This is a genomic window from Mannheimia sp. E30BD, from assembly GCF_041807785.1.
Taxonomy (GTDB): domain Bacteria; phylum Pseudomonadota; class Gammaproteobacteria; order Enterobacterales; family Pasteurellaceae; genus Mannheimia.
The window spans coordinates 23,193-42,378 of sequence record NZ_JBGTYX010000019.1 but is presented as its reverse complement, the minus strand read 5'-3'; the positions used below and the strand labels follow the sequence as shown (position 1 = coordinate 42,378).

General features: G+C 44.2%; 19 protein-coding genes. 11 read left to right on the top strand and 8 right to left on the bottom strand.

Annotation, left to right across the window (positions count from 1 at the left end; translation table 11 throughout):
* The first annotated feature begins 302 nt into the window (after positions 1–302).
* Positions 303–1,214 (top strand): helix-turn-helix domain-containing protein, encoded by a 912-nt coding sequence (locus ACERCG_RS09825; protein ID WP_373611872.1) that lies wholly within the window; start codon positions 303–305, stop codon positions 1,212–1,214.
* A gap of 38 nt (positions 1,215–1,252) precedes the next feature.
* Here the strand turns inward: ACERCG_RS09825 and ACERCG_RS09820 are convergent, their stop codons facing one another.
* The 5 genes from ACERCG_RS09820 to dmsD form a co-directional block, all read right to left on the bottom strand.
* Entirely contained in the window at positions 1,253–2,173 is a 921-nt protein-coding gene (locus ACERCG_RS09820) for a DmsC/YnfH family molybdoenzyme membrane anchor subunit (protein ID WP_373611871.1), read from the bottom strand.
* A gap of 1 nt (position 2,174) precedes the next feature.
* On the bottom strand, positions 2,175–2,795 hold the full coding sequence (locus tag ACERCG_RS09815; RefSeq protein ID WP_373611869.1) for a DMSO/selenate family reductase complex B subunit: 621 nt from the start codon (positions 2,793–2,795) through the stop codon (positions 2,175–2,177).
* Between the two features lie 8 nt (positions 2,796–2,803).
* The gene (locus ACERCG_RS09810; RefSeq protein ID WP_373611868.1) at positions 2,804–5,242 is read right to left on the bottom strand and encodes a DmsA/YnfE/YnfF family dimethyl sulfoxide reductase; all 2,439 of its coding nucleotides are present in this window, start codon (positions 5,240–5,242) and stop codon (positions 2,804–2,806) included.
* A 178-nt stretch (positions 5,243–5,420) separates the two neighbouring features.
* A complete protein-coding gene (napF, locus tag ACERCG_RS09805) occupies positions 5,421–5,969 on the bottom strand; it encodes a ferredoxin-type protein NapF (RefSeq protein WP_373611867.1) in 549 nt (182 codons plus the stop codon).
* An 8-nt stretch (positions 5,970–5,977) separates the two neighbouring features.
* Positions 5,978–6,574 carry a Tat proofreading chaperone DmsD gene (dmsD, locus tag ACERCG_RS09800; protein WP_373611866.1) on the bottom strand — a complete coding sequence of 199 codons (597 nt, stop codon included), beginning with the start codon at positions 6,572–6,574 and terminating at the stop codon, positions 5,978–5,980.
* Positions 6,575–6,728: 154 nt separating this feature from the next.
* On the opposite strand from dmsD, the gene ACERCG_RS09795 reads away from it, so the two are divergent.
* From ACERCG_RS09795 to tyrS, 10 genes are all read left to right on the top strand, one after another.
* A complete protein-coding gene (locus ACERCG_RS09795) occupies positions 6,729–7,553 on the top strand; it encodes a DUF5718 family protein (RefSeq protein ID WP_373611865.1) in 825 nt (274 codons plus the stop codon).
* 113 nt (positions 7,554–7,666) lie between these two features.
* Positions 7,667–8,488 (top strand): DNA ligase, encoded by an 822-nt coding sequence (locus ACERCG_RS09790; RefSeq protein ID WP_373611864.1) that lies wholly within the window; start codon positions 7,667–7,669, stop codon positions 8,486–8,488.
* A 95-nt stretch (positions 8,489–8,583) separates the two neighbouring features.
* Complete coding sequence (gene pxpB / locus ACERCG_RS09785; protein WP_373611875.1) at positions 8,584–9,231, top strand: 5-oxoprolinase subunit PxpB; 648 nt, start codon at positions 8,584–8,586, stop codon at positions 9,229–9,231.
* The gene (locus ACERCG_RS09780) at positions 9,228–10,157 is read left to right on the top strand and encodes a biotin-dependent carboxyltransferase family protein (RefSeq protein ID WP_373611863.1); all 930 of its coding nucleotides are present in this window, start codon (positions 9,228–9,230) and stop codon (positions 10,155–10,157) included. Before pxpB ends, ACERCG_RS09780 begins: the two co-directional genes overlap by 4 nt.
* The gene (gene pxpA / locus ACERCG_RS09775) at positions 10,144–10,881 is read left to right on the top strand and encodes a 5-oxoprolinase subunit PxpA (protein WP_373611862.1); all 738 of its coding nucleotides are present in this window, start codon (positions 10,144–10,146) and stop codon (positions 10,879–10,881) included. The genes ACERCG_RS09780 and pxpA overlap by 14 nt, the downstream gene beginning before the upstream one ends.
* A 447-nt stretch (positions 10,882–11,328) precedes the next feature.
* Positions 11,329–12,522: an NRAMP family divalent metal transporter gene (locus ACERCG_RS09770; protein WP_373611874.1), complete on the top strand. Its 1,194-nt coding sequence runs from the start codon at positions 11,329–11,331 to the stop codon at positions 12,520–12,522.
* 187 nt (positions 12,523–12,709) lie between these two features.
* Positions 12,710–12,964 (top strand): oxaloacetate decarboxylase subunit gamma, encoded by a 255-nt coding sequence (locus ACERCG_RS09765; RefSeq protein WP_373611861.1) that lies wholly within the window; start codon positions 12,710–12,712, stop codon positions 12,962–12,964.
* Between the two features lie 23 nt (positions 12,965–12,987).
* On the top strand, positions 12,988–14,823 hold the full coding sequence (gene oadA, locus ACERCG_RS09760; protein WP_373611860.1) for a sodium-extruding oxaloacetate decarboxylase subunit alpha: 1,836 nt from the start codon (positions 12,988–12,990) through the stop codon (positions 14,821–14,823).
* Between the two features lie 9 nt (positions 14,824–14,832).
* Positions 14,833–16,137: a sodium ion-translocating decarboxylase subunit beta gene (locus ACERCG_RS09755; protein WP_373611859.1), complete on the top strand. Its 1,305-nt coding sequence runs from the start codon at positions 14,833–14,835 to the stop codon at positions 16,135–16,137.
* Positions 16,138–16,438: 301 nt separating this feature from the next.
* Positions 16,439–17,629: a tyrosine--tRNA ligase gene (tyrS, locus tag ACERCG_RS09750; protein WP_373611858.1), complete on the top strand. Its 1,191-nt coding sequence runs from the start codon at positions 16,439–16,441 to the stop codon at positions 17,627–17,629.
* A 125-nt stretch (positions 17,630–17,754) separates the two neighbouring features.
* Here the strand turns inward: tyrS and ACERCG_RS09745 are convergent, their stop codons facing one another.
* Genes ACERCG_RS09745 through ACERCG_RS09735 form a run of 3 tightly spaced genes read right to left on the bottom strand, consistent with a single transcriptional unit; the run spans position 17,755 to position 19,157 of the window.
* On the bottom strand, positions 17,755–18,030 hold the full coding sequence (locus ACERCG_RS09745; RefSeq protein ID WP_373611857.1) for a deoxyribose-phosphate aldolase: 276 nt from the start codon (positions 18,028–18,030) through the stop codon (positions 17,755–17,757).
* Positions 18,031–18,067: 37 nt separating this feature from the next.
* Positions 18,068–18,532 carry a glycine zipper 2TM domain-containing protein gene (locus ACERCG_RS09740; RefSeq protein WP_373611855.1) on the bottom strand — a complete coding sequence of 155 codons (465 nt, stop codon included), beginning with the start codon at positions 18,530–18,532 and terminating at the stop codon, positions 18,068–18,070.
* Positions 18,533–18,557: 25 nt separating this feature from the next.
* On the bottom strand, positions 18,558–19,157 hold the full coding sequence (locus tag ACERCG_RS09735; protein ID WP_373611854.1) for a VOC family protein: 600 nt from the start codon (positions 19,155–19,157) through the stop codon (positions 18,558–18,560).
* Positions 19,158–19,186: the final 29 nt, after the last annotated feature.

The following is a 19,186-nucleotide window of genomic DNA, read 5'->3' as shown; positions in this document are numbered from 1 at the left end:
AAGTCAATCAACAAGTGCCCACACAGATTGTCTGATAAATTGTTAAAGAACAAAAAAGAACGACGCACTGAACTTAAAACCTAACCGTTCACAACAGCGCGTCGTTGTGTGGGGTGCATTATACGGAAAACTAAAATCCTTGCAAGGGAATTTTTGAAAAAAGTTGCAAAAAATTTTAAAAAATTAACCGCTTGTTGAAAGTTTAAACCATTTGAAAAAAACTTCAGCAACAAACGGTTAAATTTTAGATTAATTTTGCAAATCTTCGTATAATCAGCCATAAATAGGATAATGGAGGCATAATGGATTTTTTAGATCACTTTATCAAACTGCACCAAATTGAAGGCGATATCCAAGTTCTCTGCCGTTTTCAGGGCGATTGGCATATTCAAAATCCGCAAACGGAACAGCCGATAGGGGCCTTCCATATTATTTCCAAAGGGCAATGTTGTGTGAAATTGGAAGGCAAATGCCACCATTTACAGGCCGGCGATGTGATTTTTCTGCCTTATGGCACACAGCACGAACTGGCAAGTTGCCCGACTTTACTCGCCGTCAATCCCGATCAACTTATCCCGATTCAGCAGAGTACACTTGGGGGATTTACTCTTTGCCACCACCCGCAAAGCCACGACTTTGAGATGTTCTGCGGTCATTTCCACTATCGGTCGGCAGCCAACCACCCTATTTTTGAACTGCCGAAGTGGCACTTGTCTAGCAATAATCCCTCGATTTTCGCCCTGCTCACGCTACTTCAACAGGAGAGCGACAACTTGCTAGGCAATAAATCGGTGATCAACGCCCTTTCCAATGTGTTGTTTACCTATTTGATTCGTGATTATTTGCAACATCAACCGCTACAACACGGTATTTTGAGCCTGTTACAAGACAAACGGCTACAAAATGCGGTAAAAGCGATGATTGAACAGCCGGAAACGGCGTGGTCGATGGATCTACTCGCCGAACGTTGTGCGATGTCCCGCTCCAATTTTATTCGGGCATTTAAGGAGAAGAGTGGCGTATCGGCAGGGCAATTCCTCACTGAACTACGACTACGCAAAGCGGAGATGTTGCTCAACAGTAGCCAGCTTTCCGTACAACAGATCGCCCTTGCAGTCGGCTATCAATCTGAGGCTCATTTCAGTAAATTATTTAAAGCCTATAAACACTGCTCGCCAAGCCAATATCGAGCAGAAAATAAAACCCTGCCGTAGCAGGGTTTTGCAAATTTTCCTTGAAATCTCACCGCTTGTCAGCCGCCGAGAGCCTTTAAGCCTACGGTCATATGTGTGCCGTAAAACAGGGTTCTGGCAATCAATTCCCCTGCAATAATTAGCACAAAGCCTAAGCCATTGAACCATACGCCCTGTTTTTTCAGGCTAATCAACAACGCTATCACGCCAACCGCAATCAAGCCGAAACGCAGAACGGTGTAGGCAGCATAGCTTGGCACTAAATCTAAGGCGTTAAAAATCGCATTTTTGGTTTGAGCAAGCTGTTGATAGTGGAAGAACGCCACAATCAATGCCACCACCGCAAATAAGCCGGTTAATTTGGTAAATAAATTTTGTCCTGTTTGTACTTTTGCCAGTTGGAGCAACAGCACGGTTAAAGCCGAGCCTGCCAATAACGCCGTTAAGCTGAAATTGAGCGGGGTGAAAATGGTGTTCCAAGTCGGCACGGTCGGGATCAAATAGAGTTTTGCCATCGCACCGACAAACACGATCCCACTGATTGCCACGATTATTCTGCCCAAAGTCGCCCAGCCTTTCGGGAGCTTGTTGGTAATCGGGGCGATAAGGCTTGCCAAAGGGCTAACAAGCGGTAACTGTACGCCATCTTTTTGCAAAAAGGCGGCGGTAGCCAACGCCCAATATGCTCCGCCTAAGGCGAAGAAAGTGGAACCGGTGAAAATCTCATTGCTAAGATCTGACGCTCCCACTCGGTTTAACGCATTAAATGCCCGTTCCGGTGAGCCTAAGTGGGTGGTGGAGGCAATAAAGCCTAATGCCATTAAGCCCCATAAAATCACCATTACATAGTGTAAGCGGTTTTCCGCTGTTTTACCCTGTGAGGTGGTTAAAATCAAACTTAGCCCGATAAACGCCCCAACCACCGCCTGAGCAAAGACGGTAAAGAAGACCAACGGTAATTCGTGTAATCCTGCTCCCATTTTAAACCTCCTTCGGGTTGGCTAAGAAACCGCCGTCAAAGTCGGTCGGTTTAGCGTTGTTGTTTAGGCGTAGTGCGATATTTGGGTTAGTGTAGTGCGATGGCGGCAGTGGGGCGACATCTTTGATTTCGCCATATTTTGCCCGCAGTTCGTCCATCGGCAATAAATCCAATGCACGCAGTGGGCAAGATTCTACACACATCGGCTTTAAGCCCTGCTCCACCCGCTCAAAACAGCCATCACATTTGGTCATTCGCCCTGTGCGTTGGTTAAATTGTGGGGCTCCATACGGACACGCCATCGAGCAGTATTGGCAACCGATGCAGACATCTTGATTGACGACTACAAAGCCGTCTTCCCGTTTGTGCATTGCTCCACTTGGGCAGACATTAGCACAGGCGGGGTTTTCGCAGTGATTGCAGGAAATCGACAGATAGTAAGAGAAGACATCTTGTGTCCACGCTTCGCCCTCTTGCTTCCAACCGCCGCCGCAGTATTCGTAGATACGGCGGAAACTGACATCAGGGGTCAAATCTTTGTAATCTTTACAAGCTAATTCACAGGTTTTACAGCCTGTGCAACGCTGTGAATCAATATAAAAGCCATACTGTTTTTTACTCATATTTCCCCCTAGCCTTGTACTCGTTCAATTTGCACCAAGTTGGTGTGCTGCGGATTGCCTTTTGACAATGGCGATGGTCGCTGTGTAGTCAGAACATTAAAGCTACCGTTGTGATCGACCCGATTACCGTCCGGCATATACCACGCCCCTTCGCCCATTGCGGTAACGCCCGGCATAATGCGTGGCGTGACATTTGCCATCACACGGGTTTCGCCCCGATCGTTGAAAATCCGCACCGTATCGCCGTGTTTTATCCCCCGTTTTTCCGCATCAATCGGGTTGATCCAGACCGATTGCAAAGAGGCTTGTTGCAACACATCAACATTGCCGTAGGTGGAATGCACCCGAGATTTATAGTGGAAACCGACTAATTGCAGCGGAAATTGCTCCCGTTTCGGATCGTCCCAGCCCTCAAATTGGCGGGTGTAGATCGGCAGCGGGCTAATCACATCGCCCTCCGGCAGTGTCCAAGTGTCGGCAATTTTCGCCAAGCGCTCGGAGTAGATCTCAATTTTGCCCGATGGGGTGGTGAGCGGATTTGTAATCGGATCTTGGCGGAATTTTTTGAACGCCACCATATGCCCGTTCGGATCTTTCTGTTTGATAATGCCCTGCTCACGGAACTGTTCAAAGCTGATATCTTTGAAGAACGGATTTTTCTCTTGGGTTTGAGTATAGAGATGACGCAACCACTCTTCTTGGGTTCTGCCTTCGGTGAACGCCTCTTTTGCCCCCATTTTCTCGGCAATGCCGGCATAGATTTCATAAATCGGCTTGCATTCAAACTGTGGCTCAATCGCTTTATCGGCAAAAATCACATAGCCCATATTGCCTGCCGAGCCGTCCATACAGAAATCCGCCTGTTCGGAAGTGGTGCAATCCGGCAACAGAATATCCGCATATTTGGCGGTAGAAGTCATATGGTTATCAATTACTACCAACATTTCGAGCAAACTTTCGTCCTGTAGAATTTCGTGGGTGCGGTTGATGTCGGAATGCTGATTGATAATGCAGTTACCTGCGTAGTTCATAATAAATTTGATATTTTGATTGAGTTTTTCCGCCCCTTTCAAGCCATCGGTTAGAGCTGTCATCTCTGAACCATGCGTTACCGCATCCGTCCACATAAAGATCGGGATTTTCGCCTCAATCGGGTTTTTCCCCACCGGCATACGCACAAACGGCATAGTGTAAAAGCCCTCACGGGAACCGCTGTTACCGCCGTGAATGCCGACATTGCCGGTTAAACAGGCTAACATCGCAATCGCTCGTGCCGCTTGTTCGCCATTGGCGTGGCGTTGTGGCCCCCAGCCTTGACAGATATAGGCCGGTTTTGTACCTGCAATTTCCCGAGCCAGCTCAATAATGCGAGCTTTCGGAATGCCTGTGATACGTTCTGCCCATTCAGGGGTTTTAGCGGTTTTATCCGCTCCTTCGCCTAAAATATAGGCTTTATAGTGGCCGTTTTTCGGGGCTGATTCGGGCAGTGTTTTCTCATCGTAGCCGATACAGTAGGTATCAAGGAATGCTTGATCGACCAAGTTTTCGGTAATCATCACGAACGCCATACCTTCCACTAACGCCGCATCGGTGCCCGGGCGAATCGGCACCCACTCGCCACGCCCTGCGATGGTGTCGTTATAACGAGGGTCGATCATAATGGTTTTTGCCTGAGAGCGTTCTTGTGCCTGCTGATAGAGATAGGTAACGCCCCCACCACTCATACGGGTTTCCGCCGGGTTGTTACCGAAATAGACCACCAATTTGGAATTTTCAATATCGGTTGGGCTGTTGCCGGCATTACTGCCGTACATATAAGGAATGGCCTCAAAAATTTGTGAATAGCTGTAAGTGCCGTGATGCCCCAAACACCCACCAATACTGTTCATAAAACGGCTAGAAATGCTGCGGGGTGGTGGATAACTTGCCGCAACCGTTGCCCCGAGCGTGCCTGTCGCAAACGGCAGATATAACGCCTCATTGCCATATTGAGTGATGATCCGTTTTAAATTAGTGGCGATCTCTTCAAAGGCTTCGTCCCACGAAATGCGTTTAAATTTGCCCTCGCCTCGCTTGCCGACCCGTTTCATCGGGTATTTCAAACGGTCAGGATTATACACACGGCGACGCATCGACCGTCCCCTTGCACAGGCTCGCACTTGGTGGAAATCGTCATAAATATCCGCCCCAAGATTATCGGTTTCCACATATTTAATCACGCCATCAACTACGTGCATTCTCAGCGGACAACGGCTGTGGCAGTTCACTGTACAAGCACTCCATACCAGTTTTTCTTCGCTTGGTTTGCTGATTTCAAGCTTGGTGTCTGCTTTCGCTATTGGAATTTGCACCGTATTAGCCGCCAGTGCCATACCGCCCACTGCTGCCGTGCCTTTTAAAAATTGTCGTCTCTCCACATTCAGTGGCGTTTCAGATTGATGTTTCATAGTTCCCCCCACAAAAAATCGACTTGGGGTAACTATAACGGGCAGTGGCTGGCAAATTATTGACTTTCGTCAAGTTTGAGAAAAAGTTGGACTAAACCGCAAGAGGTTTGGACTATTTCGCAGAATAGAAAACAAGCGGTCAAATTTGCTCAAAATTTTACAAAAGGAAAGGGGGCATTCACCCCACCTGTAAACTCACATAATGCTGCGGGCAAGCGGTTTTACACTCGCCGCAGCCGTTGCATTTGTCGCTGTTGAGCTGCATTTTGCGGGTGGTGAGGTCGAAGGAGATCGCCTGCTCTCGACAGGCGGTCTCACAAAAAAAGCAGGCTTGATTGTTCTGGCGGAGGCAGGAGAAATCAAAGGTTGGGCGTAGTCCCGTATCGGGCTGGGTATTACTTGCCAATGCCCCATTCGGACAAGCAGTGGCACAGTTGCCACAGAGATCGCAAGCGGAAAAATCAATTTCAAGGATCGCTTTGCTCTCTTTCAATATAATCAAACCGTAAGGGCAGGCTTTGACGCATTCGCCACAACCGTTGCAGTTTTTCAGAAACAGCGGTTCTGCTACCGCAAACGGCGGTCGGGCGGCTTGGCGTTTTAGCCATTCCCCTGTACTTTCCGCTTGGGCTTTCTGCCCACCTCCAATTAAGGCACGGAACAGTCCCCGCCGTGAAATGCGGTTATGCTCCAAATAGGCAGCGTAATAGCGTTCGTCTTTTGCCATTGCGATGCCTAACGGTAGAGCTGCAATGCAAGCGGTTGAATTTGCAAGCTTTTTTGCAAATCGTTTAACAGGGCTTCGGCTAACCGCCCCAACCCTTGATAAAAAGGCACATTTTCAGCATTAAATAATTCAAAAAAACGGTACGCCCAAGTCAGAAAATGCTCGGCTAAAAACGGCTTGAGCAGTTCAGGGTTTTCTTCCGCCAGATAAGCGGTCAGCATCAACATCAAACCGATATGATCTTCCGGCTCATTTTGGTTGAGCGAAAATTGAATACCGTTACTCTGCAAAAACTTCCGCAATGTCAGCAAACTTTCGCCAAACACCACGCTCTCTTTATCCAGATAGACTGATCCCCACGGCGGAGCCGGTAGAGCATTCGGCCCGATAAACAGAGCTTGATAATCTGCTTCAAGCTGTTCATCCGAGATTTTTTGCAGATTTTGCTGAATTTCCGACCGCTTGCTTTCACTTAAAAAATCACAATCTGCCAGCCACTCATCAGTTTGAAATAACGCCACCAACGGCTGGTTTTGCGGCACGCTCGGGGCATAGAAAAACAGCGAACCCAGAATACGGGCAAGTTGAATTTGGCTATCGTTCATTATCACTCCTTTTAAATACAGCATTTTGCCAAAATCTTAGTTTATTAAGCGATGAAAATAAAGCAGATTTGCTCAAGAAACAAAATAAACATTCGCAATTTTTTGCCACAAGCGGTAGAATTTTATCCAACTTTTACCAATTAAGGAGTAGATTATGGAACATTTTATCGGTTTCAGTGTGGCGGGTAATTTTGCCGGACACTTAGAGCAAGCTGGCGAGGCGGCGGATTTTGTAAAAGTCAAAACCGTTGAAGCTGTGCAACCAAAAGCCATTTTTCCATTTTATGTGCCTGCTGAGAATTTAGGGGATTATCAGTTCTTATCCACCTATCCGCTTTCTAATACGGCGATTAATTTCCCCGAAGATGCAGACAATCTGCAAATCGAGCCTGAAGTTGCCTTAATTTGTGAAATCGGCTATCAAGGCAATCAGGTTGTTTCCCTTACCCCAACTCATTTTGGTGCTTATAATGACTGCTCTATTCGTCGCCCAAATGCGAATAAAATCTGTGAAAAGAAAAACTGGGGAGCTTCTTCTAAAGGGCTTTCAGCTACTTTGTTAGAGCTTGATACGTTTAACGAAGGCAGCAGATTAGATAACTATAATATCGCTTGTTTCCATAAACGTAATGGCGAACTGAATGCTTATGGTATTGATAGCCCTGCGGTAGAATATAGCTACTTCCACCAAAAATTATTAGATTGGATTGTCGATAGAATGAATAATCAGCCTGATGAAGGCCCGATGAATAACATAGCTGAAATGTTAAAACAGGCGAATTATCCAACCAAAGCTATTATTAGTATTGGAGCAACACGCTACACGCCTTTTGGCGAAACCAATTTCTTACAGGTGGGCGATGTGAGTATGGTTGTGGTTTACAATGCGAAGAAATATTCGCATAGCCAAATTGAAGAAATGGCGAAACTAGAAACCTTTAGCGAAGACGTTTCTGCCTTAATTCAAACAGTTCGTTAAACAACAAGCGGTCTTTTTTTGAGAAAATTTTGCGAGCTGTATCGAAAATTTGAATTTCTTTTCTGACGCTTTCCTTTCTTTATTTTATAGTGCCTTCAACTCTTGGAGGCACTATGAAAACACTTCTCTTTTTATTACTGCTCTGCCCTGCTGTTTTAGCGAAATCGCCTGATTTGATGTTGCTTGGGCAATATAAAGATCAAGATCTGTCTGGCTGGGTAATGAGCGAAAAACTCGATGGCGTGCGGGGATTTTGGGACGGCAAGCAACTGATGAGTCGTCAGGGCTATCCGCTAAATCCACCGGACTATTTTGTGAAAGATTTTCCGCCGTTTGCGATAGACGGTGAGTTGTTTAGCGAGCGGGGAAAATTTGAGGAGATTTCTGCCACCGTTCGTGCTGCTAATCCAAAGGGCTGGTATAAACTCAAATTACAGGTATTTGATGTACCGAATGCAAAAGGCAATCTGTTTGAACGGCTCAATTCATTAAAGCAATACCTCGCACAGCACTCTACACCACATATTGAGATTATTGAGCAAATTCCTATTCAAAACAAAGAACATCTTGATACTTTTTATCAGGCTATTTTAGCAAAAGGTGGGGAGGGCGTTGTTGTTCGTAATCCCAATGCGGAATATATTCAAGGGCGTTCAGCCCAAATTTTGAAAATCAAACCTGTTTTAGATGAAGAGTGTACCGTTATCGCACATCACAAAGGTAAAGGCAAGTATGCCGATAAATTAGGGGCGATCACTTGTGAAAATCAGCGAGGGCGATTTCGGATCGGTTCCGGTTTTAAAGATAAAGAGAGAGAAAATCCACCACCGATTGGTTCAACCGTTACTTATAAATATCGGGGCTTAACCGAGAGCGGAAAGCCAAGATTTGCAACTTTTTGGCGAATAAGAGGTGATCAACTTTCTGAAAAATAAGAGCTATCTCACATTTTCAACAAAATAAAATTGACAGACTGCATTTATCGGCGTAAAAAGTTGTTACCTTTTTTTAACAATCTATGAACAATGTTATGCTAACCATTCATCATACCAGTGAACATAGCTTGCTCTGCTTAGTTGCTCCGCCTGCCGAACTTGCTAAACAACAACAAATCTGGGCGGTAGCTGAACAGGCGAGAACATTAGAAAATGTGACAGAAGTAGTAGTTGGAATGAATAATTTTACCGTCTTCCATGCTCTAACCACAGATTCAAAAGCCTTGATCTCCACAATTCAACAACTGTGGGAAAGTTATCAAGTTCAATCGGCTCAAACACCCCGCTTAATTGAAATTCCAGTTCATTACGGTGGCGAGTTTGGCGAAGATCTGTTTGAGGTGGCAAAATTCCATAATACGACGGCGGAAGAAATTATCCGTCGCCATACCGAGCCAACTTATACCGTATTTATGATCGGCTTCCAGCCTGGTTTCCCTTATCTTAATGGCTTACCAACCAATCTTCATACCCCTCGCCGCGATGTGCCGAGAACCAAAGTACCGGCAGGTTCAGTCGGCATTGGTGGTAGCCAAACGGGGATTTATCCGTTTACTTCGCCCGGTGGCTGGCAACTGCTCGGATGCACCGAGTTACCTCTATTTAACATTCAGCACAATCCGCCAACGCTCCTTTCAGCCGGCAATAATGTGCGATTTGTGGCGGAGAGCATCACCCTATGATTTATGTTGAAAAAGTACAGGGCTTTGCCCATATTCAAGATTTAGGGCGATATGGTTATCGTCATTTAGGCATCAGCCACGCTGGAGCGATGGACACCCTTGCCTTACAAGCGGGCAATTTATTGCTAAAAAATGCAAATAATGCCCCTGCTCTCGAAATCACCGCCGGTGGGCTAACACTAACTTTCGATTGCAACACGCCGTTCTGTTTTACGGGGGCGTTGGTGGAAGCCGAATTAGACGGAATGCCCGTTTTTTCCTATTTCCGTTATACCGCCAAAGCCCGCCAAACCTTAACCTTAAAACGGATTGCGACAGGCAATTATGCCTACCTTTGTGTTGCAGGCGGTTTTCTTGTGCCACAAGTGCTAGGCTCGGCGAGTACCGATTTAAAAGCCCAATTTGGCGGTTTTCACGGCAGAATGTTAAAAGCGGGCGATAGCTTACCGACAGGCTTGCGTGATACCGAGCTTTCAATGCTTGCGATTGAGCCGATTGATTTTACCGCTCGCATTCGGGCAACCGCTTCCAGCGAGTATGAAGCCTTTACTAGCGACAGCCGTGAACGCTTTTGGCAACAAGGTTGGAAGTTACAAGCTAACAGCAATCGTATGGGCTACCGTTTTGCAGATAAAGCGTTGAAATTGACCGCTCCTCTTGAAATGCTCTCTTATGCTGCTCCAAGTGGTACGGTGCAAGTCCCACCGGACGGACAGCCGATTATCTTGTTGGCAGATGCTCAAACTACTGGCGGCTATCCGAAAATTGCCTGCATTATTCAAGCGGATCTCGGACGACTTGCCCAAAATCCGTTTGGTTCGGCGGTGCAATTTGAACAAGTCAGCCGTGAACAAGCGGTCGAAATTTACCAAAAAGATCAAAATTATTTAGTGAACATTCGGAGAAAAGTAGATGAAGCAGGTTGATTTAAATGTTGATTTAGCCGAAGGCTGTGGCAATGACCATCGCCTATTACAACTTGTTACCTCAGCCAATGTCTGCTGTGGCTTGCACTCAGGCGATTACAATGAAATGCGTAAAGCCATTCATTGGGCAAAAGAAAACTGCGTGCGAGTCGGGGCTCACCCGGGCTTTCCGGATAGAGAAAACTTTGGGCGTACCAATATGCAGCTGCCCGGTGAAGAATTAACCGCCTGCCTACTTTATCAACTCGGTGCAGTGAAAGCCTTGTGCGATGCCGAAAGCGTAGCGATGGATTATATCAAGCCACACGGGGCTTTATACAATATGGCAGCCAAAGACGCCCATTTAGCAGGCTTGATTGCAAAAACCATCAAACAGTTCGATCCAGCCCTGAAATTAATGGGCTTATCCGGCAGTTTAATGCTTACTATTGCGGAAGAACACGGTTTACAAACTATTTCCGAAGTCTTCGCAGACCGCCACTATTTAGCTAACGGCTCTCTCGTGCCTCGTACCCGTGATGATGCGATGGTCGAAAGCGATGACGAAGCAATCAGCCAAGTATTACAAATGGTACTAGACGGCACTGTGCCAACCGTTGATGGCGATAATGTAACGATTAAATCCGATAGCATTTGCTTACACGGAGATGGTGAACACGCAGTGGCATTTGCCGAACGGATTAGGAAGGAGTTGGAGGAAAAGGGGATTGCGGTGAGAGCGTAATATCTCACTCCGCCCATAATCTTTGTTACTTTTCTTTGCTTCGCCAAAGAAAAGTAACCAAAAGAAAGGCTACCCGAACTTCGCTTTGTTGTGATTTCCTTAACGGAAAATTTGTAAACTCGCTACGCTCAAATACGACAAATTTTCCTAGAAATCACAAGTCGCTCAGACGGGAAAATGGAACATCATTTGACAATTTTCGCAAAAATTTCTAAAAAATGCCGCTTGTATAATGGTTATTCCCCCTCAAAATTGCCTGAGCGAATTAGAATGTGTAGAAAAATTTACTCTGAGCAAAGCGAATGTAAATTTTTCGTGAAACACATCCTAATGTAGCGAAGGAAAGCAATTTTATCGGGGTGTGCTTTCTTTGCACAAACAAAGAAAGTAACAAGAAAAACGCTCGATATATATTTTTATCAAATCCAAAAACAACAAAAGGAAAACATAATGTCAAAAACCAGCAACCGCAGTACTTTACTTGGGGCTGCATTCTTAATGGCGACTTCCGCTATCGGGCCGGGCTTTTTAACCCAAACCGCCACTTTTACCCAAACGCTACTTGCCAGCTTCGGGTTTGTGATCTTACTCTCGATCTTGCTTGATATTGGAGCTCAACTGAATATCTGGCGAATTGTTGCCGTCTCTGAAAAGAAAGCTCAGGATATTGCGAACGCCGTATTACCGGGTGCGGGTTATTTCTTAGCACTGCTGATTGTGATGGGCGGTTTAGCCTTTAACATTGGTAACGTGGGCGGTGCAGGCTTAGGCTTAAATATTCTGACTGGTCTTTCGCCTGAAATGGGGGCAATTATCAGCGGAGCGATTGCTGTCGGCGTATTCCTATTCCGTGAAGCGGGTAAAGTAATGGATAGATTTGCTCAAATTATGGGCTTTGTGATGATTGCCTTAACCATCTTTGTGGCGGTAAAAGCGAATCCGCCTCTTGGTGATGCCGTAGTGCATACTTTCGTACCGGAAAAATTAGATGTGATTGCAATTGTTACCCTTGTGGGCGGTACGGTGGGCGGCTACATCACCTTTGCAGGCGCCCACCGCTTGCTTGATGCCGGTATTAAAGGTAAGGAAAATCTGAAAGAGGTGAGTAAAAGCTCGGTTTCTGCGATTTTAATTGCCTCCATTATGCGTGTTGTACTGTTCTTGGCGGTGCTGGGCGTGGTGTCAATGGGTGTACAGCTTGATCCGAAAAATCCGGCTTCAACCCCATTTGCCCACGTTGCCGGTAATGTCGGTTTGATGATCTTTGGTGTGGTGATTTGGGCAGCTTCGATTACTTCTGTTATCGGTGCGGCTTATACTTCCGTTTCTTTCATTACTTCGTTCTCGCCATTTATCGAAAAACATAAAAATTGCTTCATTGTTGCCTTTATTGTGGTTTCGACTGCAGTATTAGCCACCATTGGTCGCCCTGCACAAGTATTGGTGTTTGTCGGCACGCTGAACGGCTTAATCCTGCCAATTTCACTGGGCTTAATCTTGCTTGCGGCACATAAAACGAAAATTGTGGGCGATTACAAACACCCGATTTGGATGACTATCTCAGGGGCTATTGTGGTTATATTAATGGCTATTTTAAGTGCGATGACACTCTCAAAATACATTTCTAGCTTGATGGCGTAATCGCAAAATAATGACAAGCGGTCAAATTTCCAAATTTTTTTGCATATCGAATTGCAAAAGATTGGCAAAATCTGACCGCTTGTTATTTAGTTTGTGATCTACCACAAATTTTTATACTAAATCATTTGAAATTAAGCCAGAATTTTTCTACATTTTACATATCATTTTTATCATTAAGGATAACTCTATGACAAACGCAGAACTATTTGGCGAAGGGTTAAATCTGATGTTTGCAGGAATGGGCTTTGTTCTCCTGTTTTTGTTCCTGCTCATTTATGCCATCAGTTTTATTTCTAGTCTGATTAACCGATACTTCCCAGAATCTACACCTGTTCCAGAACAAAAATCACCAATCTCTCAACCTCAAGATGATGTAGAACATTTACGCCCTGTTATTATTGCGGCGATTGCTCATCATCGTCGAATCAACGGACAAAATTAATACAGTTTAAAAGGAATGTGATTATGACAACTCAACCGAAAAAAATTGCGATTACCGATGTGGTGTTGCGTGATGCTCATCAATCTCTGTTCGCCACCCGTTTACGTTTAGATGATATGTTACCTATTGCCGCCGAGCTGGATAAAATCGGCTATTGGTCGTTAGAAACGTGGGGGGGAGCAACTTTTGATAGCTGCATTCGCTTTTTAGGCGAAGATCCTTGGGTGCGTTTGCGTGAATTGAAAAAAGCGATGCCGAAAACACCAATGCAAATGTTGTTACGGGGTCAAAATTTGCTTGGCTATCGCCATTATGCTGATGATGTCGTGGACAAATTTGTGGAGCGTTCTGTCGCAAATGGTATGAGCGTTTTCCGTGTGTTTGATGCCCTAAACGACCCTCGCAATATGCAAGCGGCATTACAAGCGGTGAAAAAACACGGCGGACACGCACAGGGTACATTAAGCTACACAACAAGCCCTGTTCATACCCTGCAAACGTGGTTAGAAGTAACTGAGCAGTTATTAGAAATTGGCGTAGATTCTTTGGTTATCAAAGATATGTCGGGTATTTTAACGCCAATGGCAGCCTATGAATTAGTCAGCGAAATTAAAAAACGCTACGATGTCGAGCTGCATTTACATTGCCACTCAACCACAGGTATGGCAGAAATGGCATTACTAAAAGCGATTGAAGCAGGCGTTGATGGTGTAGATACCTCCATTTCTTCAATGTCTGGCACTTACGGACACCCATCAACGGAATCCATTGTGGCAACATTGCAAGGCACGCCGTATGACACTGGCTTAAATATCCCTGAATTAGAGAAAATTTCCGCTTATTTCCGTAACGTGCGTAAGAAATATGCAAAATTTGAAGGACAACTGCGTGGTGTAGATAGCCGCATTTTAGTGGCTCAAGTGCCAGGCGGTATGCTTACAAACCTTGAGAGCCAGCTCAAACAGCAAAATGCGTCTGATAAATTAGACTTGGTATTACAAGAAATTCCGCGTGTGCGTGAAGATTTGGGGAATATTCCACTTGTAACCCCAACTTCACAAATTGTGGGTACGCAAGCTGTAATGAATGTGTTAATGGGCGAGCGTTACAAAACCATTGCGAAAGAAACCGCAGGGATTTTAAAAGGCGAATATGGCAAAACACCTGCTCCTGTAAATAAAACATTACAAGAAAGAGTGCTAGAAGGTGCTGAGCCGATTACTGACCGCCCTGCCGATCATCTTCCGCCAGAACTGGAAAAATTAGTGGCAGAAGTAACCGCAAGTGCAAAAGAAAAAGGTATCAAACTTTCTGAAAATACCATTGATGACGTATTAATTGTGGCACTTTTCCAACAAGTGGGCTGGAAATACTTAGAAAACCGCAATAATCCTTCCGCATTTGAGCCTGTACCAAGTGCTGATGATGTGAAGCCTGCTCAAGCTCCTGCACCAAAAGCCCAACCGCAATCTGGTTCAGCGGTTTATACCGTTGAGCTTGAAGGCAAAGCCTTTGTGGTGAAAGTTAGCGAGGGTGGCGATATTACCAATATTGCACCAGCTGCTCCAGCACCGCAAGCCGCTCCTCAAGTGGCTCCACAAGCGGTCAATTCTGTTCCACAAATTACAAATACGGCTTCTGCAAATGCTGAGCCTGTTAATGCTCCAATGGCGGGTAATATTTTGAAGGTGGAAGTAAAAGAAGGGCAACAAGTCGCAGAGGGCGATGTGTTACTGATTCTTGAGGCAATGAAAATGGAAACCCAAATCTGTGCAGCAAAATCAGGCACTATTCAAGGTATTAACGTGAAACAAGGCGACGTGGTTGCTGTAAATGATACGTTAATGAGCATCGTATAGGAGTAGTATATGGAAGGTATTATTGCCCTATTTAAAGGAATGGGGATAATGCACATCGAGTTCGGACAAGTGATTATGATCGCCGTGAGCGTTCTCCTGCTTTGGCTTGCCATTGCTCGCAAATTTGAGCCTCTGCTACTCTTACCTATTGGTTTCGGTGGCTTAATGGCTAATATTCCCGAAGCTGGAATGGCGATGACTGCATTAGATCATCTGCTCTACAGCGGACAAGCAGAACAGCTCTCCGTTATTGCCGCAAAAGTAAACAGCACAAGCCTTGATCCTCATATACTTAAGGAAGCAATTTCGCTTGCAGCCCCTTCTGTACAAAATGAATTAGAAGTGATAGCAGGCGATATGGGCTATACCGCTGGCGTATTAGCCTTATTCTATAAAGTGGCGATTGGCTATGGTGTTGCTCCTCTTATCATCTTTATGGGCGTTGGCGCAATGACCGATTTCGGACCATTACTCGCAAACCCTAGAATGTTGCTACTTGGTGCGGCTGCTCAATTTGGGATTTTTGCTACCGTATTAGGAGCATTAGGCTTAAATTGGTTAGGCTTGATTGATTTTACCTTGCCACAAGCTGCGGCGATTGGGATTATCGGCGGTGCAGATGGTCCAACTGCGATTTATCTTGCCAGTAAACTCGCCCCTGAATTATTAGGGGCTATTGCAGTGGCTGCTTACTCTTATATGGCGCTAGTACCGCTCATTCAACCGCCGATTATGAAAGCCTTAACAACCGAGCAAGAGCGTAAAATCCGTATGACGCAGCTACGCCCCGTGAGCAACCGTGAAAAAATCATTTTCCCGATTGTATTACTACTACTTGTCGCCTTGTTATTGCCAGATGCCGCTCCCCTACTCGGAATGTTCTGCTTCGGTAACTTATTACGTACCAGTGGCGTGGTAGAACGTTTAAACGATACCGCCCAAAATGCGTTAATCAACATCGTAACCATCTTCTTAGGCTTATCCGTTGGGGCAAAATTAGTAGCAGATAAGTTCTTGCAACCACAAACGTTAGGTATTTTATTATTAGGTATTGTTGCTTTTGGAATTGGTACTGCAAGCGGTGTGATTATGGCAAAAATAATGAATCGCTTTAGTAAAAACAAAATCAACCCACTTATCGGCTCTGCGGGCGTGTCTGCCGTACCAATGGCAGCACGGGTGTCTAATAAGGTCGGTCAAGAGTATGACAAACAGAATTTCTTACTAATGCACGCAATGGGGCCAAATGTTGCTGGTGTGATTGGATCAGCCATTGCTGCCGGTGTGATGTTGAAATACATTGCAACTATGTAGTAAGGTAGTAAGGCTATTTGCAAAAACCTCCGAAAAATAACTGCTTTCGGAGGTTTTCTTTTGAGCTAATTTTTACATTAGCAGAAAATTTTCGCATTCAAACAAAAAATTTCAAAAAAAGCATTGACTTTGTTTTTGAGAATTATTATCATTAATGCACTTCAAAAATAATAGGTAATCACTCCAACTCTTTACGCCGTATTCCCCCACAAAATACGGCGTTTTTTCATCTATAGCCTATCAATTTCAATTCATACCGCTATAATAGAAACATTTTTTATTGATTAGAGAAGGAAGATAAATGACTCAATCTATCGAATCCACACTTGCAGAACTTAAACGCGGTGTCGAAAACATTTATTCAGAAGAAGATTTAATTACAAAATTAAAAGAAAACCGCCCATTGCGTATTAAATTAGGGGCAGATCCAACCGCTCCGGATATCCACTTAGGTCATACCGTTGTGTTAAACAAACTTCGCCAATTCCAACAATTTGGACACGAAGTGTATTTCTTAATTGGCGATTTCACCGGTATGGTGGGCGATCCATCAGGCAAAAACTCAACCCGTCCGCCACTTAGCCGTGAAGATGTGTTACGCAATGCCGAAACCTACAAAGAGCAGATCTTCAAAATTTTAGATCCACAAAAAACCAAGATCGTATTCAACTCTGATTGGTTAGGTAAATTAGGTACGGAAGGAATGATCCGCCTAGCCAGCAACTACACCGTTGCTCGTATGCTTGAGCGTGAAGATTTCAAAAACCGCTTTACCAATCAGCAGCCAATTGCTATTCACGAGTTTATCTACCCACTATTACAAGGGCACGACTCTGTTGAACTAAAAGCAGACGTAGAGCTTGGTGGTACAGACCAAACTTTCAACCTTTTAGTTGGACGTGAATTACAAAAATCAGCCGGTCAGAAACCACAGGTTGCGATGACATTGCCACTACTTGTCGGCTTAGACGGCGAGAAAAAAATGTCGAAATCTCTCGGCAACTACATTGGTGTTACTGAAACTCCAAACGAAATGTTCGGCAAAATTATGTCGATTTCAGACGATTTAATGTGGGATTGGTACAACCTGCTTTCATTCCGTCCGTTAGATGAAATCGCACAGTTAAAAACTGATGTCGCAAACGGCAAAAACCCGCGTGATGTCAAAATTCTGCTTGCCAAAGAAATTATTGCCCGTTTCCACGATGAAGCTGCAGCTGATGCCGCAGAGCAAGAATTTATCAACCGCTTCCAAAAAGGGGCAATGCCTAATGAAATGCCTGAATTTACCTTTGAAGGCGAAATTGGTTTAGCCGCTCTTCTTAAAGAAGCCGGTCTTGTACCATCAACCTCTGAAGCAATCCGCTCTGCTCAACAAGGCGGTGTGAAAATTGATGGTGAAAAAGTGGAAGATGTGAAACAAAATGCCCAGAAAGGCACTTTTGTTTACCAAGTTGGTAAGCGTAAATTTGCTCGCATTACCGTGAAATAATCTTTCTACATAAGCAAGCGGTCATAATTTGTCAAAAATTTGCAAATTATGACCGCTTGTAAAATAAAAAACTGCCCTAGAATTTTCATTTTGGGGCAGTTTTTATATAGCATTATAAATACTGATTATTTGAACTCATAACGTCTGATTGTTTTTAAATCTTCGTCTTGGTTTTTAATTTCATCAGCTAAATGAACACGAGCACCAACTGCTGCGTGAGCATCATATTCACGAGTTAAAGTTACTGTTTCGCCATTATCGCGTTGAACAACTAATTCAACTACTTTATTTGATAATGGTTTACTTGATAACACTGTTGCATTACCTTTATCAGAATAAACATCCGCGGTACAAGCAGCTAGAGTTAATGACGCTAATACAGCTAAAGAAAGTTTTCTCATTATTATATCCTCAAGAAAAACCTAAAAAATACTGAAATTAAAGAAGAGACACATTCATATCTGAGTTAGATCCTACAATTCTCACACGTTTACCAGGCACAAAACCGTCTTCTTTCTTCTGAACGACCACGATTTCTTTACCATCATCTTTGCGAATTACCATTTCTAATGAAGAAACTTGGCTCGCTTTATGTTCTACTTGATTACCGATTACAGAACCTGCAATCGCACCTACTGCTGTTGCAATAGCTTGGCCTGTACCGCCACCAACAGTGCTACCAGCAATACCGCCTAATACACCGCCGCCAACAGTACCAATCACACCTTGACTATCTGCTTGAATTTTAACATCACGCACAGATAAAATTGTGCCATAAGCGATAGAACGAGCTTCTTTTGCTTGATTACCCGTGTAAACGCTGCCACTATAAACATCTGTATTTGCACAGCCAACTAACACAAAACTTGACATTAACGCCGCTGCTAAAGCTAATTTTCTCATTTTAATTCTCCTAAAAACCTAAAAATTACATTTCTGACATAATTATGCTGTTTATATCATAAGGGTGCAGCTTTAGACAATAAGGATTACAAAAAGTTACACTTTTCAAAGTAATCGCAATACTTGGATTTGGCAAACGCTCCCCTACTACTTTCGGTTGGCTAATTTTTAGCTTGATGTCTGGATTTTCTGATAAATTAAAGTGGGACAAGGCTCTTGCTGTCCATTGCTCTGCTGTTTCTCCCTCTAAAATTGGAAAAATTATCTCAATATGCTCCCACCCCTCTTGTGGGTAAACCTTATTTTTAGGAAAAGGCAACTCAACAATCTTTACAAATTGTCCACAAAATTTGACTGCTTGTTGCAAAGTAAATAAACCAATAGGTCTGCCATTTACCTCACTTTCTTTCAGCAAACAGGCCCCTTCAAGCAAGGTACTTTTCCATTTTTCAGCAGTTTCTGTTGTATTCATTCGTACCGCTAGATGATCGATTTCATAAAGCGATAAATCAACCCCTACAATTTCAGCAATTTGTTGAATTTTTTGCTCAAATTGCGATAAATCGCCAAAACAAGCGGTCATTTTCTCGAAAAATTTTGCATTTTCTGCTATAATCTTGTCCATTTTTTGCAAATAAAATTTAATAGGTTAAA